This window comes from Pseudomonas sp. MF08875 (assembly GCF_059862525.1).
Map to the genome: position 1 here is coordinate 23,531 of NZ_JCBCUW010000031.1, position 13,994 is coordinate 37,524.

The window sequence follows — 13,994 nt, forward strand, 5'->3', positions numbered from 1 at the left end:
AATGGGGATGACGGCAGTCTGTTATCAGGGCTAAGATCAATCCAACGAATGTTTCTGATGCAATACATCTCAGAGATTGATTGATGAGCCACTACCCCAGTATCGACACCGAAGTCCTGCGCACCTTTGTCGCCATCGCCGACCAGGGCGGGTTCACCCGCGCCGGGGAGGTAGTCAACCGCACCCAATCGGCGGTCAGCATGCAGATGAAGCGCCTGGAAGAGGACGTGCTGCAACGCCAGCTCTTCCAGCGCGACGGGCGCCAGGTGCGGCTCACTCCCGAAGGCCAGATTCTGCTGGGCTATGCGCGGCGCATCCTCAAGCTGCACAGCGAAGTGTTCAACACCCTGCGCGAGCCGCACATGGTCGGCACCGTGCGCATCGGTACACCGGACGACTACGTGATGCGGTTTCTGCCGGGCATCCTGTCGCGCTTCGCCCAGGCCTATCCGCTGATCCAGATCGAAATGCACTGCGAGGCCTCCAGCATCCTGATGCAACGCCAGGACCTGGACCTGACCGTCATCACCCGCAAACCCGGCGAGGAAATCGGCCAATTACTGCGCCACGAACGCCTGGTGTGGGCCGCCGCGCCGGGGTTCTGCCTGGAGGAACACACCGTGCTGCCCCTGGCCATGCCCGGCCCGGAGTTCTTTTGCACCCAATGGGCGTGCAAAGCGCTGGAGGGTTGCGGCCGGGATTTTCGCCTGGCTTACCACAGCTCCAGCGTGGCGGCGATTATGGCGGTGGTCAGCGCCAGCCTGGCGGTCACCGCCCATATGGGCAGCCTGGTCACCGATGACCTGCGGGTGCTGGGCGCCGCCGATGGCATGCCGGAACTGCCCGCCGCCAGCATCATGTTGTTGCGCCATCCGCAAAAAAACTCGCCCATCACCGAATGCCTGGCCGAGCACATCGTCGAAGGCTTCAGACTTTAAAAGCCAGCATCACCGCGCAGACCACCAGAAAACCGCAGAACAACCCACGCAGCAGGCGCTCCGGCAAGGCGTGGGCGATCTTCACCCCCCAACTGATGCTCAGCAGGCCACCGATGGCCAACGGCACGCCAACTCCCCAGTTGACCTGCTGGTGCAGGGCGTAGGTCACCAGGGTCACGCCGGTGCTCGGCAGCGCCAGGGCCAGTGACAAGCCCTGCGCCACCACCTGGGTGGTGCCGAACAGGCTGGTCAGCACGGGCGTTGCCACCACCGCGCCGCCCACGCCGAACAAGCCGCCCATCGACCCCGAAGCGGCCCCCAGCACACCGAGCCAAGGCCAGCCATAGCGCATCTGCGCCGAGGGCGCGGCCGTGCGGGTGAACATGCGCGCCAGGTTGTACACCGATAGGGCTATCAGGAACGCCACAAAGCCCAGGCGCATCAACCGCGCGTCCAGGCCCACCGCCCAGATCGAACCCAGCCAGGCAAAACAAAAACCCATGCTCGCCAACGGCAAGACATGGCGCAGCTCGATGCGGTTGCGCTGGTGGTAACGCCACAAGGCCAGCATCACGTTGGGCACCACCATCACCAGCGCCGTGCCCTGGGCGATCTGCTGGTCCAGGCCGAACAACACGCCCAGCACCGGGATCGCGATCAAACCGCCGCCAATGCCGAACAACCCGCCCACGGTGCCCAACGCCGCACCCAGGGCCAGATACATCGCTAACTCAATCACAGGCCACTCCTCACAAGGTGCCCGCATGCTACGCAACCTGGCCTAGCCTGGAAACGCACAGCAACGCACAATGGCTATGCGCTATCCGCACAAGCGAGCCCCTCCGTGAATCCAAACCTACTCACCGACCAACTCGGCCTTTTTCTCGACGTACTGGAAACCGGCAGTTTTTCCGCCGCCTCGCGCCGCCACCCCTTGACCCCGTCGGCCGTGGCCCGGCGTATCGACAGCCTGGAAAGCGCCCTGGGCAGCCAGTTGTTCATCCGCAGCACCCACGCCGTGCGCGCCACGCCCGCCGGCTTGGCCTTTGCCGAGCGGGCACGGCGTATCGTCAGCGAATTGCGCCTGGCCCGCGCCGAAGCGGTATCCCTGAGCACTGCCCCGCAAGGCCTGATCCGCATCGACGCCCCTGCCGCGTTCGGCCGCCGCCATTTGGCACCGGTAATCGCGGATTTTTTGCTGGCCTACCCGGGGCTGGATGTGCAGTTGCACCTGATCGACAGCTTTGTCGACATGCAGGGTGCGCACTTGGGCAAGGTCGACCTGGTGCTGCGCGCCGGGCTTATGGCCGACACGCGGCTGGTGGCTACCCCGCTGGCGAGCATGGTGCGCATCGCCTGCGCCAGCCCGGCCTACCTCAAGCGGCGCGGCACGCCCACCCACCCCGGCGAACTGGGCGACCACGATGGCCTCGATTGGGATGGTTTGGCGCCGCCCTTCGCCTGGCGTTTTACGGTGGACGGTCAGCAGCAGGCTCATCGCCCACAGCGGGTGCGCATGAGCAGCAACAACGCCGAAGCCTTGGTGGACGGTGCTCTCGCCGGGCTGGGCATCGCGCACCTGCCCACCTGGCTGATAAGCCAATACCTGCTGCGCGGCGAACTGCTGCCGCTGTTCTGCGACGACGGCTTGCCCCGGCCCGAAGCCAGCGGCATCTACGCCCTGCGCCTGGAGCAGCAGGCCAACTCCCGCAGCCGCTTGCTGCTGGAATACCTCAAGAGCCGCTTCAGCCCGATGCCGCCCTGGGACCTGGCCCTGCAAAGCGACCTGCGCTGGCGCCAAAACTCGGGGCAATGACGAAAAAACCGCCACAAAAAAGCCGCAAAGCCCTCTAGAACGGACTTCGCGGCTGTCGTGGCTTCAGCCCAGCAGATGCCGCAGGCTATCGGCCAGCAGCGGGTACAAGGACATCACCAGCAGCAGCGCCATGCCCCAGTTGAACAGCCGCAACCAACGAGGCTCGCGCAGCACATTGCGCAACAGCGTACCGCACACCACCCACATGCCCACGCTGGGCAGGTTTATCAGGGCAAACACGGCAGCAATCACCACCACATTAGTGAAGTAACCCTGCAACGGGGTGTAGGTGCTGATAGCGCCAATGGCCATGATCCACGCCTTGGGGTTGACCCACTGGAACGCCGCCGCCCCCAGGTAACTGATGGGTTTACCCTCGCTCCGCTCGCCCTCTGACACCGGGCCGCTGTGGGCGATTTTCCACGCCAGGTACAACAGATACGCCGCGCCGACATAGCGCAGTACGTTGTAGACCAGGGGATAAGTCTCGAACACAGCACCCAAGCCAAAGCCAACCGCCAGCACCAGGATGAAAAAACCGCAGGTGATACCGAGCATATGGGGGATTGTGCGGTGGAAGCCGAAATTCACCCCTGACGCCAGCAGCATGGTGTTGTTCGGCCCGGGGGTGATCGACGTCACCAAGGCAAACAGGGCGAAGCCCAACAGCAAGTCCAGCGAGAGCGTCATGGTGCAATTCCATCAAGGTCGTTCAGGCCTCGACCCTATCGGAGCACCGCGGTGAAACCCACGCACAGTTGCACAAAACTTGCGGCAGTACAGTTAGCTCAGCTGGAGCGACTGCGTAAAACTGCACTACGATCGGCATTCATCTCGCCCTGGCGATCGAAACCCAAGTGCGGCGCCGCCGGTTTGAGCAACTCGGCCCGTTTGCGCTGGTACTCGTCAAAAGACAAGCCACGGCGGTTCAGGGCCTCGAGCGCCAGCTCCTGGCTTTCCTGCACAGTGAACGGCCGCGCCTGCGGGCCTGGCGGCGTCGCGCAGCCGGCCAATGACACGGTGCCAAGCAGCGAAAGGGCAAGCGCAAAACGGTTCATCACAGACTCCTGGCAATCGCGGTGAAGCAATGGCCATAGGCTACGCCTGTGGGGCAACCGACAAAAATCAACCTTCTCGATAGTGGCTATTGGCATGTGCAGCAGGGTCGCCACACATCACCTGTGGATAAACCGTCGCGTGCACTAGGTTGCAGTGCAGGGCGTCATCGTGGCTGCGTTCGATACTGCGCAGCACCTGGAAGGAGCCGAAAGTGACAGCCTTGGCGTGATAGGCGCGGATCAGTTGCCAAAAATCCTCCTCCCCGCGCTCAAACCGCACGAACGCTGCCTCTCCCGCCTCGCGGGATTCCCATTGCAGGTAATTGAGCACCCGGCGCCCATCCTCACTGGCCTGCACGCTGGCGTTGAGAAAACCACCGTACCCCTGGGCCAGATGTTCGGATTGCTCGGCCAGGGCGCTGACCAGCCCTTGCAGTTGATGGGGTTCGATCTCGAATTCGATCAGTTGGGTGAAGCTGCGGTTGTTCTCTGATACGTGCATGAACCGTTCCCTCGCGACATGGAAGCCAGACCTTGCGATCTGAAGGCCTGCAGGGTAAAACCTCTACCTAAGTCAAGGTCAAGCGGCAAAACCACATGATTACCAAAGAAATGCTGCACAAGGAATTGAGCGTCGGCCAACTCTCTGCCCGCAGTGGCGTGGCGGTGACCGCCCTGCACTTCTACGAGGCCAAGGGCCTTATCAAGAGCAACCGCAACCAAGGCAACCAGCGCCGCTACCCGCGCGAAGTGCTGCGGCGGGTGGCACTCATCAAGATCGCCCAACGACTGGGCATTCCCCTGGCGACCATTCACGATGCCTTGCACGCACTGCCTGATGGCCGCGCCCCGACAGCGGCGGACTGGAAGAACCTGTCTGCCCAGTGGCGCAACGACCTGGACGAGCGCATCAACAAACTGGTGTGGCTGCGCGACCAGCTCAACGGCTGCATGGGCTGCGGCTGCTTGTCCATGGAGGCCTGCCCACTGCGCAATTTCGGCGATGTGCTGGGCGAGCAAGGCCCCGGGGCGCATTTGCTGGAACCGAGCGAGCGTGGGAAATCCCGCTAACCGACGTGCTCCCCGTCGGCTGAAACCTGGTGACGGGTGCCCGCGCCTATAGTGAAAACGTTGCACAACCATGAAGGTTCACCCCCATCCCCCACCAAAAGGAGAACGGCCATGAATGTCAAACCCATCCCCGAGGGCTATCACAGCATCACGCCTTACTTGGGCATCAAGGCTGCCGCCAAAGCCATAGAGTTTTATAAAGAAGCCTTCGGCGCCAACGAAATCATGCGCCTGGACATGCCCAACGGTGACGTCGGCCACGCCGAACTGCGCATCGGCGACAGCGCCATCATGCTTGCCACCCCGTGCTCCGAATCAGGCCTGGGCGGCCCCGACGCCTTGCAGGGTACGTCGGTGGGCCTGCATTTGTACGTCAATGACGTTGACAGCCAGTTCGCCCGCGCGCTCAAGGCCGGGGCCACGGCGATTTCCGAGGTCAAGGATCAGTTCTACGGCGACCGCAGCGGCGCGCTCAGAGACCCTTTCGGCCATGTGTGGTTCATCTCCACCCACAAGGAAGACCTGAGCCCCGAAGAAATCGGACGGCGGGCGCAGGAGCTGTTCAAACAGGGCTAAACAACCTGTGTGCAGGTTTGTGTGGGAGCGGGCCTGGTTCGCGCGGCGATCCGACGATGGCGATTTCAGCCGACATTCAGGCTGAATTTGCCATTGCTATCGCGAGCAAATCCGCTCCCACAGGGGTGCTTCTTTTATCCCCTCAATTACCGGGCAATCGCCGCGTCGGCCGACAACTTGCCCGCGCCTTCAAACAACACTGCGATCGTGCCGCCCAACAGCGCCAGGGCGAATTCATAACCGTTGTTGGCCATGAACAGGCCGTGGCTGATGTGCACCGAGAAAATCGCCACCAACAGGGTGAACGACAGGCCCAACGCCGCAGGACGCGCCAACAGGCCAATAATCAGGGCCAAGCCGGCGAAGAACTCGGTACCGCCGGCCAGCGATGCCATCAGGTAGCCCGGCGCCAGGCCGATGCTTTCCATCCACTGCGCCGTGCCGGCCAAGCCGCCGCCGCCAAACCAGCCAAAAAGTTTCTGCGAGCCGTGGGCAGCGAAGATGATGCCGACAAAGATGCGCAGGACCGTCAGGCCATAGCCTGCGCGAGTGAACAGTACGCGGTTAATCAGTGTGCTCATGCTGGGTCATCCATTGTGTTGTTGGGGGCATGGCCGCCATATTAATCAGTAACCGAAATGTTAAAAGCGCTAAAAACGCGAGATAACAATCAGATTATTCGATCACTTGCGTGAGACGACCTTCTGCGTCCCGGGCTCCAAGGACTCCCGTTCCCGGTCGAATGCCAAGTAATACTTATTGACGCTATTAACATAGCTGACCGCCCCCATTCCCACCTGCTCCATGGCGATGCGTTCGACCTGGAAGAACCACTGATCGGGGTTCAGGCCCCGGCGCCGGGCCTCGGCGCGCATGCCCTGGACCCGCTCCGGGCCCATGTTGTAAGCCGCCAGCACGAACGCCATGCGCTCACGCTCGTTGAGCTTGGGGCTGGCGAAGAACTTGCGGCGGATCAACGCCAGGTACTTGGCGCCGGCCTGCACATTGCTGTCCAGGCTCTGGATATTGTTGACCCCCACCCGCTGGGCCGCCGACGGCGTGATCTGCATCAACCCCGTGGGCCCACCGCCACTGCGGGCACTGGGCTGCAGGGCGGACTCTTTGAAGGCCAGCGCCGCCAGGTTGAGCCAGTCCATACCCTGCTCGCGAGCGTGTTTTTGCAGGACCGGGCGCAGTTTTTCCAAACGCTGGCGGGTGACCCGCGCCAAAGGGTTGTGCACCTTGTACAAGCGCCGGTAGATGCGTAGGAATGCGGCGTCCTGGTCGGACGGGGCTCGATAGGTTTTCAGGAACCGGTCGATGCTGGCGCGCAACATCGATGCGTCGCGGCGCACAAACCAGTACTGCTCCCCCGGCTCGCTCACCAGCACCTGGCGATCGAAGCGCAATTTAGGCAGGATCTTGCCCCAGCGCTCGGCAATCGGTTGCTCGACGATGGTCAGGTGAAAGATCCCGGCCTGGACCATCTCCAACACATCCTCCACCGCCAGGCTGGGGTCCACCCACTCGATCAGCACCGGCGGTAACTTGCGCAGCGCCAGTTTCTGGTTGATCTGGTCGATTGCTCCGGCCGCCGCGCTGCCAGTGGCCAGGGTCAGGGTCTTGCCGGATAACTGCTCCAGGCGCGTGTAGCGCCGCTCGCCCTTGATGCCCACCAGCAACAGCGGCACATCGCTGGCAATCGGCTCGCTGGTGCTCACACCATGGCCGGAATGGGGGTCGAGCAACTCACCCGGTGCCACCAAGTCGCCTTCACCGCGCTGCAACGCACCGAGCAACTGCTCCTTGGCTTTGGGAATGATCTTGAGGCTGATTTCCTGGCCATCACGGGCATGGCCATTGAGGTACTGCTCGAAGGCCCGCAAGCGATGGTACTCCACGCCAATGGACTGGCCCTGGACCTCGCCTGAGCTGTTGCGGCTCTGGTTGACCAGCACCCGCAACACCCGGCTGCTGCGGATTTGCGCCAGGTCGCGGACCTTATCCGTGGCCACGGCCTGCACCGGCCCGGGCAGGCGCGCCGCCGCCGGCAGCGGCAACAGGGCCGCCAGGCATAGCAAAAGCCATAGGGTGGGTCGCGTCATCCGCTCTCCGGGATCAGTAAGGCCGGGAGATCCCGGGCGATAAACACAAGGCCAGCCAAGCCAGAAAAGGACGCGAGACTGGCACATGGATAGCACTGCTGTCAGCCCAGGCATTCCCAAGGGCCTCAAATGACCGCGATAAGCCGTTGTAGTTCTTGGCTTTTCTTATAAAACCGGGGCTCTGATATGCTTTGCGGCCGCGAGGCAGAGGTAGCACCATGCAACTCATCGATATCGGCGTCAACCTGACCAACCCCAGTTTCGCCGACAAGCACCAGGCCGTACTGGAGCGCGCGCAAGCGGCCGGGGTCTGCCAAATGGTGCTCACCGGCACCAGCGTGGAGGGCAGCGAACAGGCCCTGGAGCTGTGCCAGCAACTGGACAGCAGCGGCCAACGGTTGTTCTCCACCGCCGGCATCCACCCCCACAGCGCCAGCGACTGGAACGCCGATAGCGCCCGGCGCCTAAGCGACTTGTGCAAGGCGCCCACGGTGCGCGCGGTGGGCGAATGCGGGTTGGACTTCAACCGCGACTTCTCGCCGCGCCCGCAACAGGAAAAAGTCCTGGAACAACACCTGGCCCTGGCCGTGGAGCTGCAATTGCCCGTGTTCCTTCATGAACGGGACGCCAACCAACGCTTGCTGGAGATCCTGCGGGACTTTCGCGACCAGTTGCCCGCCGCCGTGGTGCACTGCTTCACCGGCGAACAACGGGCACTGTTCAGCTACCTGGACCTGGACCTGCACATCGGCATCACCGGTTGGATCTGCGATGAACGCCGCGGCACCCACCTGCATCCCTTGGTGCGTGAAATCCCCCGTGGGCGCCTGATGCTCGAAAGCGACGCGCCCTACCTGCTGCCGCGTACCCTGCGACCCAAACCCAAGAACGGGCGCAACGAGCCGGCCTACCTGGGCGAAGTGCTGCGCGAAGTGGCGCGCCACCGCGACGAAACCGAAGCCGACCTGGCCGCCCACACCACCGCCTGCGCCCGCGACTTTTTTGGGCTACCCTTCCTCGATTGAATCAGCCTGCGCCGCGACCTCATTTGACCCATATCAAGGTTCCTTTTCCTGGATAGCGGCACAATAATGGCACCTTGCCAAAAATGTTTCCGCTATCAGAGAAGACCTTCCTATGGGTGCCTGGCTTAGCAACATCTCGTTGAAGTACAAGTTCTGGGCCGTCAACGCGGTCGCTTTCGTCACCACCCTGCTGCTGGTGCTGTACGCCGTGCAACTGGAACAACAGTCGCGTACCCACGCCTCCCAAGAGTCGGCCCAGGCCCAAGCCACCCTGCTCAAGGCCTGGCCCGCCGGCCAACCGCTGCCCCAGGCCGAGCATTTGCTGGCGTTTCGCGCCGGGCAAATCCCCAGCCTCAATGAGCAGGCTCTTCCAGAACTGGCCGATGCCAACGAGTGGGTGCTGATCGACGCGATGCCGTTCTTTGGTGAGAACCCGTTGATGGGCGCCAACGTGATAACCCGCGCCGACGGCCAGAAAGTCGCCGTGCTGGCCTTCGCCCCAAGCCTGATGCAAGTGTTCAGCGAGCGTTTTTCCAACTACGCGGTGGCCGTGTTCATCCTGATGTTCGCCATGCTCTGCGCCTCGCAACTGCTGATCCGCTTCCTGCTCAGCCAGCTCAACACCCTCAAGGACGTGATGCTGCACGTCGAGAAAACCGGCGACCTGTCCGCCCGCGTGCCCCTGGCCTGCACCGATGAAGTCGGGCAGATGGCCAGTGCGTTCAACGCCATGCAGGCCGGTTATCAGCGCGTGGTCAGCACCGTGGCCAACACCGCCCGGCAACTGGACGTGGGCGCCGCGCGCCTGGCCGCGAGCATGGACGAAGTGCGCCACGGCATGCTCGGCCAGCAAAGCGAAACCGACCAAGCGGCCACCGCCATCAACGAAATGACCGCCACGGTCTACCACATCGCCCAGCACGCCGGCGCCACTCGTGACCTCTCGAAAAGCGCCGATACCCTCGCTGGCAGTGGCCAGGAAGTGGTCAGCCGCGTGCAGAAATCCATCGCCGGCCTCTCCAGCGGCGTGCAGCAAACCGCCGAGATGATCCAGCGCCTGGCCGAAGACAGCCAGAAAATCAACGGCGTGGTCAGCGTGATCCACAGCATCGCCGAGCAAACCAACCTGCTGGCCCTCAACGCGGCCATCGAAGCGGCCCGCGCCGGGGAAATGGGCCGCGGCTTTGCCGTGGTGGCCGATGAAGTGCGCAACCTGGCCAAGCGGGTGCAGGCCTCCACCGATGAAATCACCCTCATGGTTTCGGCCCTGCAGGCCGGCACCCGCGACGCCGTAGACTTCATGCAAGAGAGCTCGTTCAAGGCCGATGACTGCGTACAGCAGGCCCAAGAGGCCGGCGCCTCGCTGATGGAGATCACCAGCGCCGTGGCCCAGATGCGCGAAAGCAACACCCAGATCGCCGTCGCCGCCGAACAGCAAAGCCAAGTGGCCGAAGAAATGAACCGCGCTGTGGTGAGCATCCGCGACGTGACCGAAAACACCGTGCAGCAAACCGTCGACTCGGCCACCACCAGCAACGAACTGGCCACCCTGGCCGGCGAACTGAACAAAGCCATCGGCCAACTCAAACTCTGAAGAACGGCCGTTGTAGCAAGCAGGCGAGCCCGCTTGCTTCAACAACAGCCGCAGCAGGCCCGATGGAAATTGCCGATGATAGCCATAGGCAATCACGATTCGCGGATCAGCCAGGGCGCCCCTATTCTTTGTCCATATGTTTCATACGGACAGAGGATTATCACCATGGGCAAACGTCACCCCAATCTCCCCGCCTGGCAATGGCGCCAGTACCCACACAACCACAGCAACCCGACCAACCTGGTGTTGCACCTGATTGCCGTGCCGCTGTTTATCGTGGCGTTTTTGTTGATCGTATCGGGCGTGTTCGCCCTGAGTGCGGCCAGTGTGGCCATTGGCGTGATCGGCCTGCTCGCGGCCCTGGGCCTGCAACGCCATGGCCATAGCCTGGAGCAGCAGGCCAGCGAACCGTTCAGCGACCGTGCCGACGCCGTGCAGCGCCTTTTGACCGAACAGTTCCTGACGTTTCCACGTTTTGTCCTCAGCGGTGCCTGGTGGCGCGCCTGGCGCCAGCGCCACCGCCGTTGAACCGTGCTTAGGCGAATACCGTGACCGTTTGGCGGCTCAGGGCGATCAAACGCCCGTCCTCGCTCCACAACGCCGCGGCGGTGTGGCCATAGCCATCGCGGGCGTGTTCGATTTCCACTTGGTACTTGCACCAGTCCAGCGTCGTCAGCGCCAGCAACGGCTGCACGAACTCGATGGTCCAGGTCAGGGTGCTGCCCGCCGCCGGTTTTTTCAGGTACGGCAATAGCGCCGGCGGCCAGGCGTCCACCAGGGCCAGGATATGGGCCTCGGTCAGCGCCGCTTCGGCCTCGTCACGCAAACGCACCCAGCCGCCCATGTGCCGCGATTTCACGCCGCTGAACGGATAGCCACCCACCGCCCAACGCAAGCCCAGGTGGCGCATGAATTCCGGGGTCACGCCCTTGATGTAGGGCAGTTCCTGGCAGGCTTCCCAATGTTTGAGGTCCGGCGCCGCTTCGGCGGCCACCTCGATTTCCGACGGCCGCGACGCGCCGAAGCTGCCCTGCACCAACGTGACGACCTGGCCGTTCTGCACTGCACGGCCCAGCACTTGACTGACGGCCTTGCCCTCGCGCAGCACCTCCACTTCAAAACGGATCGGCACATCCGGCTCGGCCGGACCGACAAAGGTGATCGCCAACGAACGCACCGGGCGATCCGCCGGCACCTTGGCGCGCATGGCTTCGTATTGCAGCGCGGCCATCAGCCCGCCAAAACTGGCGCGGCCCTGGGCCCATTGCGCCGGGATCGAGACGTCCAGCGGCTGCTTGCGTACCGCTTCGAGTAAATCGCTAAAGCCCATGTGCACCTCAAGGCAAAGAAAAGACTTCGGGATGTTAACCAGCCGCCCAGTGCTGGCACAGTGCTTATTCCCGCCAAAAACACCGACAGATAAGCCGTCAGGCGCCGAAGCAGTCCTGTTGCAAACGCTCAAGCACGCGGTCTGCACGGCCTTGGGCGGTGGCCATGGTCTTGCGCCACACCGCCACGCACGGCAGCAGGTCCGATTCCTGCTCGGCGCGCAGCAGCCATTGCCAGCAATCGTGCCAGTCGCCCAGGGCGCCTTGCGCAGCCTTGAGCCGGGGCATGGCCTGGGCCGGCAAGCGGTTCAATTCGGGGTAGGCCTCGATGCCATAGCGCACGCGCTTAATCAGCAGGCGCAAGCGATGGCGATCGTGGTTGGGGTCGCGCAGGGCCTGCGCCAACTCTTTCCATTGTTTGGCCAGGCGCTTTTCGATGCGCAGGCGCAAACCGCCGAGCAAGCCCTGGCGCTGGGAGGCGCGCAAAAACCGCGGGAAGGCGTCGAGCATCAGCAGCAACTGAGCCAGTTCGGCACCGTCGGCCACGGCCGGATAGGTATCGGCCATTTGCAAGCTACGCTGGCGGGCCGCTTCCACATGGCCGTGGCGCAACAGGTAGGCCGCCAGCACCTCGCGGTCGCGCAGGGGCGTGGTCAGGTTGCCCACCTCGGCCGCCGCCGCTTCCAGTTGATCCACCCCCGGCAAGCCGCGCAGCGGGCGCAACAGGCTGCGCAAGCGCCGCACCGTGGTGCGCAAGCTGTGCAGGGCCTCGGCATCGGTGCTGGCGCTCAGCCGCGCCTGACACGCCCAAAGACGAACTTCCAGGTCCATGACCCGGGCCACCAGACGATCAACCAACACAGACATGTACGGCTCCACGGGGGGTGCAGCTGCGAGCGATACGCTGTTAGCTGCAAGTTTTGACAGGATCGGCGCAATTAACGGCCGGCGCGGGATTCACGAATGTAGAAGCGTGCCTTCTCGGCCTTGCTGCTGCAACCTTCAAAGGCCTCGAACTGTTGTTGGGTCTTGGCGCCGGTCAGCAATGACAGGGCCTTGGAGTAACTGACCGTACCGGCAAAACCCTCGGCCTTGGCCAGGTCCAGTTCACGCCAGGCGGAATCGAGTTGCGTCGCGCAGCTGTCGCGGTACGCGGTTTTGCCGGCGCAACCGGCCAGCGCCAGCACCATCAAAGGCAGACAGATCCAGGCTTTCATCAAAGACACCTCAATAAGGGAAGAACAGACGTGCTCGGTAAGACGACCGGCGGCGCAAAAAGTGCCTTGCCCGCGCAGATCAATATAGCTGGCGCCAGGCCATGCGTGCTCCGGCACCCGTTGTCGAAAAAACTACCGCTTTGCCGTTGCGACCCGCTACGGCGATTGAAGCCCGCCCCCCGATAGGTGCATTGTTGAGGCCTGTTTGACCAAAGGATGAACGATGAAAAAGCGTGTTGCATTGGTACTCGGCTCCGGCGGCGCCCGGGGTTATGCCCATATCGGGGTAATTGAAGAGATCGAACGCCGCGGCTATGACATCGCCTGCGTGGCCGGTTGCTCCATGGGCGCGGTGGTCGGCGGCATCTACGCTGCCGGCAAACTCGACGACTACCGCAACTGGATCGAAAGCCTGGATTACCTCGATGTGCTGCGCCTGGTGGACGTGAGTTTTCGCCTGGGGGCGATTCGCGGCGAGAAGGTGTTCGGGCAGATCCGCAAGATCGTCGGCGACATCAATATCGAAGAGCTGCGCATCCCCTACACGGCGGTGGCCACCGACCTGACCAACCAGCAGGAAATCTGGTTCCAGGAAGGCTGCCTGCACCAGGCCATGCGCGCCTCGGCGGCGATCCCCAGCCTGTTCACCCCGGTGATGCAGGGCAACCGCATGCTGGTGGACGGCGGCCTGCTTAACCCGCTGCCCATCGTGCCCGTGGTGTCGAGCCACTGCGACCTGATAATCGCGGTCAACCTCAACTCCACCAACCAGAAGCACTATCAACTGCCGGTGATCCAGCGCCCGCCAGCCTTCAAGAGCCGCTTCGACGGGCTGATGAGTTCCCTGGGCTCCCATATGCCCTTTCGCCGCAAACAGGCCGAGCAGTTGCTGTTGCTGGAACAAGAGACCCTGCGCCCGGACGCCGAAAAGGAACGCAACCCCTGGCTCGAAGGCGCCGAGCCCGAGGCCCAGCAACCGGCCGCCGCCCCCGAAGGCCCCGGCGCGCCAAAATCCGCGACGGGCTCGTTCATCATCGACAACGTCGGCCCGGCGTCTTTGCTGGACCTGATTAACCAAAGCTTCGAGGTGATGCAGACCTCACTGGCGCAGTACAAGATCGCCGGTTATCCACCCGATATCCTCATCAACGTGCCCAAACGCGTGTGCCGCTTCTTCGAGTTCTACAAAGCCCCGGAACTGATCGCCCTGGGCCGGGAAATCGCCCGCGATACCCTGGACCGTTATGAGAATGAACAAAGCTGACC

The 13,994-nt window shown here is 63.1% G+C and carries 17 protein-coding genes; 8 read left to right on the forward strand and 9 right to left on the reverse strand.

Translation table 11 applies throughout. From position 1 onward, the window contains the following. Positions 1–83 precede the first annotated feature (83 nt). The gene (locus AC19YT_RS18190; RefSeq protein WP_500597027.1) at positions 84–938 is read left to right on the forward strand and encodes a LysR substrate-binding domain-containing protein; all 855 of its coding nucleotides are present in this window, start codon (positions 84–86) and stop codon (positions 936–938) included. Here the strand turns inward: AC19YT_RS18190 and AC19YT_RS18195 are convergent. Further along, on the reverse strand, positions 928–1,677 hold the full coding sequence (locus tag AC19YT_RS18195; RefSeq protein ID WP_095107495.1) for a sulfite exporter TauE/SafE family protein: 750 nt from the start codon (positions 1,675–1,677) through the stop codon (positions 928–930). The genes AC19YT_RS18190 and AC19YT_RS18195 overlap by 11 nt on opposite strands. Before the next feature lie 105 nt (positions 1,678–1,782). Here AC19YT_RS18195 and AC19YT_RS18200 point away from each other — a divergent pair, with 105 nt between their 5' ends. Beyond that, entirely contained in the window at positions 1,783–2,754 is a 972-nt protein-coding gene (locus AC19YT_RS18200; protein ID WP_095107494.1) for a LysR family transcriptional regulator, read from the forward strand. Between the two features lie 63 nt (positions 2,755–2,817). Here the strand turns inward: AC19YT_RS18200 and AC19YT_RS18205 are convergent, their stop codons facing one another. The 3 genes from AC19YT_RS18205 to AC19YT_RS18215 all read right to left on the reverse strand — a co-directional run bounded on the left by AC19YT_RS18205 (position 2,818) and on the right by AC19YT_RS18215 (position 4,314). Further along, positions 2,818–3,444, reverse strand: a complete 627-nt coding sequence (locus AC19YT_RS18205) for a LysE family translocator (RefSeq protein WP_500597024.1) — start codon at positions 3,442–3,444, stop codon at positions 2,818–2,820. A gap of 98 nt (positions 3,445–3,542) precedes the next feature. Beyond that, positions 3,543–3,812 carry a hypothetical protein gene (locus AC19YT_RS18210; protein WP_095107492.1) on the reverse strand — a complete coding sequence of 90 codons (270 nt, stop codon included), beginning with the start codon at positions 3,810–3,812 and terminating at the stop codon, positions 3,543–3,545. 67 nt (positions 3,813–3,879) lie between these two features. Further along, positions 3,880–4,314, reverse strand: a complete 435-nt coding sequence (locus AC19YT_RS18215) for an antibiotic biosynthesis monooxygenase (RefSeq protein ID WP_095107491.1) — start codon at positions 4,312–4,314, stop codon at positions 3,880–3,882. A 95-nt stretch (positions 4,315–4,409) separates the two neighbouring features. Between AC19YT_RS18215 and soxR the strand changes: the two genes are divergently transcribed. Continuing rightward, positions 4,410–4,883 (forward strand): redox-sensitive transcriptional activator SoxR, encoded by a 474-nt coding sequence (gene soxR, locus AC19YT_RS18220; protein WP_095107490.1) that lies wholly within the window; start codon positions 4,410–4,412, stop codon positions 4,881–4,883. Positions 4,884–4,994: 111 nt separating this feature from the next. Then, positions 4,995–5,459: a VOC family protein gene (locus AC19YT_RS18225; protein ID WP_095107489.1), complete on the forward strand. Its 465-nt coding sequence runs from the start codon at positions 4,995–4,997 to the stop codon at positions 5,457–5,459. Between the two features lie 146 nt (positions 5,460–5,605). On the opposite strand, the gene AC19YT_RS18230 is transcribed toward AC19YT_RS18225, so the two are convergent. Next, complete coding sequence (locus tag AC19YT_RS18230; protein ID WP_095107488.1) at positions 5,606–6,040, reverse strand: DoxX family protein; 435 nt, start codon at positions 6,038–6,040, stop codon at positions 5,606–5,608. A gap of 102 nt (positions 6,041–6,142) precedes the next feature. Then, the gene (locus AC19YT_RS18235) at positions 6,143–7,564 is read right to left on the reverse strand and encodes an MltF family protein (RefSeq protein ID WP_095107487.1); all 1,422 of its coding nucleotides are present in this window, start codon (positions 7,562–7,564) and stop codon (positions 6,143–6,145) included. 218 nt (positions 7,565–7,782) lie between these two features. On the opposite strand from AC19YT_RS18235, the gene AC19YT_RS18240 reads away from it, so the two are divergent. The 3 genes from AC19YT_RS18240 to AC19YT_RS18250 all read left to right on the forward strand — a co-directional run bounded on the left by AC19YT_RS18240 (position 7,783) and on the right by AC19YT_RS18250 (position 10,711). After that, positions 7,783–8,589: a TatD family hydrolase gene (locus AC19YT_RS18240; protein WP_500610761.1), complete on the forward strand. Its 807-nt coding sequence runs from the start codon at positions 7,783–7,785 to the stop codon at positions 8,587–8,589. A gap of 112 nt (positions 8,590–8,701) precedes the next feature. Continuing rightward, a complete protein-coding gene (locus AC19YT_RS18245) occupies positions 8,702–10,183 on the forward strand; it encodes a methyl-accepting chemotaxis protein (RefSeq protein WP_095107485.1) in 1,482 nt (493 codons plus the stop codon). Positions 10,184–10,348: 165 nt separating this feature from the next. Next, positions 10,349–10,711, forward strand: a complete 363-nt coding sequence (locus AC19YT_RS18250; RefSeq protein WP_500610762.1) for an Mpo1-like protein — start codon at positions 10,349–10,351, stop codon at positions 10,709–10,711. Positions 10,712–10,718: 7 nt separating this feature from the next. Here the strand turns inward: AC19YT_RS18250 and AC19YT_RS18255 are convergent, their stop codons facing one another. The 3 genes from AC19YT_RS18255 to AC19YT_RS18265 form a co-directional block, all read right to left on the reverse strand. After that, complete coding sequence (locus AC19YT_RS18255; protein ID WP_095107483.1) at positions 10,719–11,513, reverse strand: acyl-CoA thioesterase; 795 nt, start codon at positions 11,511–11,513, stop codon at positions 10,719–10,721. A 97-nt stretch (positions 11,514–11,610) separates the two neighbouring features. Further along, positions 11,611–12,378: a CHAD domain-containing protein gene (locus AC19YT_RS18260; protein ID WP_095107482.1), complete on the reverse strand. Its 768-nt coding sequence runs from the start codon at positions 12,376–12,378 to the stop codon at positions 11,611–11,613. Positions 12,379–12,449: 71 nt separating this feature from the next. Continuing rightward, positions 12,450–12,728 carry a hypothetical protein gene (locus tag AC19YT_RS18265; protein WP_095107481.1) on the reverse strand — a complete coding sequence of 93 codons (279 nt, stop codon included), beginning with the start codon at positions 12,726–12,728 and terminating at the stop codon, positions 12,450–12,452. Positions 12,729–12,951: 223 nt separating this feature from the next. Here AC19YT_RS18265 and AC19YT_RS18270 point away from each other — a divergent pair, with 223 nt between their 5' ends. Next, the gene (locus AC19YT_RS18270) at positions 12,952–13,992 is read left to right on the forward strand and encodes a patatin-like phospholipase family protein (protein ID WP_095107480.1); all 1,041 of its coding nucleotides are present in this window, start codon (positions 12,952–12,954) and stop codon (positions 13,990–13,992) included. Positions 13,993–13,994 lie beyond the last annotated feature (2 nt).

Coding starts and splice junctions, on each gene's coding strand:
- AC19YT_RS18190 (WP_500597027.1), top strand. CDS start 84: ATGAGCCACTACCCCAGTATCGACACCGAAGTCCTGCGCACCTTTGTC.
- AC19YT_RS18205 (WP_500597024.1), bottom strand. CDS start 3,444: ATGACGCTCTCGCTGGACTTGCTGTTGGGCTTCGCCCTGTTTGCCTTG.
- AC19YT_RS18210 (WP_095107492.1), bottom strand. CDS start 3,812: ATGAACCGTTTTGCGCTTGCCCTTTCGCTGCTTGGCACCGTGTCATTG.
- AC19YT_RS18215 (WP_095107491.1), bottom strand. CDS start 4,314: ATGCACGTATCAGAGAACAACCGCAGCTTCACCCAACTGATCGAATTC.
- soxR (WP_095107490.1), top strand. CDS start 4,410: ATGATTACCAAAGAAATGCTGCACAAGGAATTGAGCGTCGGCCAACTC.
- AC19YT_RS18225 (WP_095107489.1), top strand. CDS start 4,995: ATGAATGTCAAACCCATCCCCGAGGGCTATCACAGCATCACGCCTTAC.
- AC19YT_RS18230 (WP_095107488.1), bottom strand. CDS start 6,040: ATGAGCACACTGATTAACCGCGTACTGTTCACTCGCGCAGGCTATGGC.
- AC19YT_RS18235 (WP_095107487.1), bottom strand. CDS start 7,564: ATGACGCGACCCACCCTATGGCTTTTGCTATGCCTGGCGGCCCTGTTG.
- AC19YT_RS18240 (WP_500610761.1), top strand. CDS start 7,783: ATGCAACTCATCGATATCGGCGTCAACCTGACCAACCCCAGTTTCGCC.
- AC19YT_RS18245 (WP_095107485.1), top strand. CDS start 8,702: ATGGGTGCCTGGCTTAGCAACATCTCGTTGAAGTACAAGTTCTGGGCC.
- AC19YT_RS18250 (WP_500610762.1), top strand. CDS start 10,349: ATGGGCAAACGTCACCCCAATCTCCCCGCCTGGCAATGGCGCCAGTAC.
- AC19YT_RS18255 (WP_095107483.1), bottom strand. CDS start 11,513: ATGGGCTTTAGCGATTTACTCGAAGCGGTACGCAAGCAGCCGCTGGAC.
- AC19YT_RS18260 (WP_095107482.1), bottom strand. CDS start 12,378: ATGTCTGTGTTGGTTGATCGTCTGGTGGCCCGGGTCATGGACCTGGAA.
- AC19YT_RS18265 (WP_095107481.1), bottom strand. CDS start 12,728: ATGAAAGCCTGGATCTGTCTGCCTTTGATGGTGCTGGCGCTGGCCGGT.
- AC19YT_RS18270 (WP_095107480.1), top strand. CDS start 12,952: ATGAAAAAGCGTGTTGCATTGGTACTCGGCTCCGGCGGCGCCCGGGGT.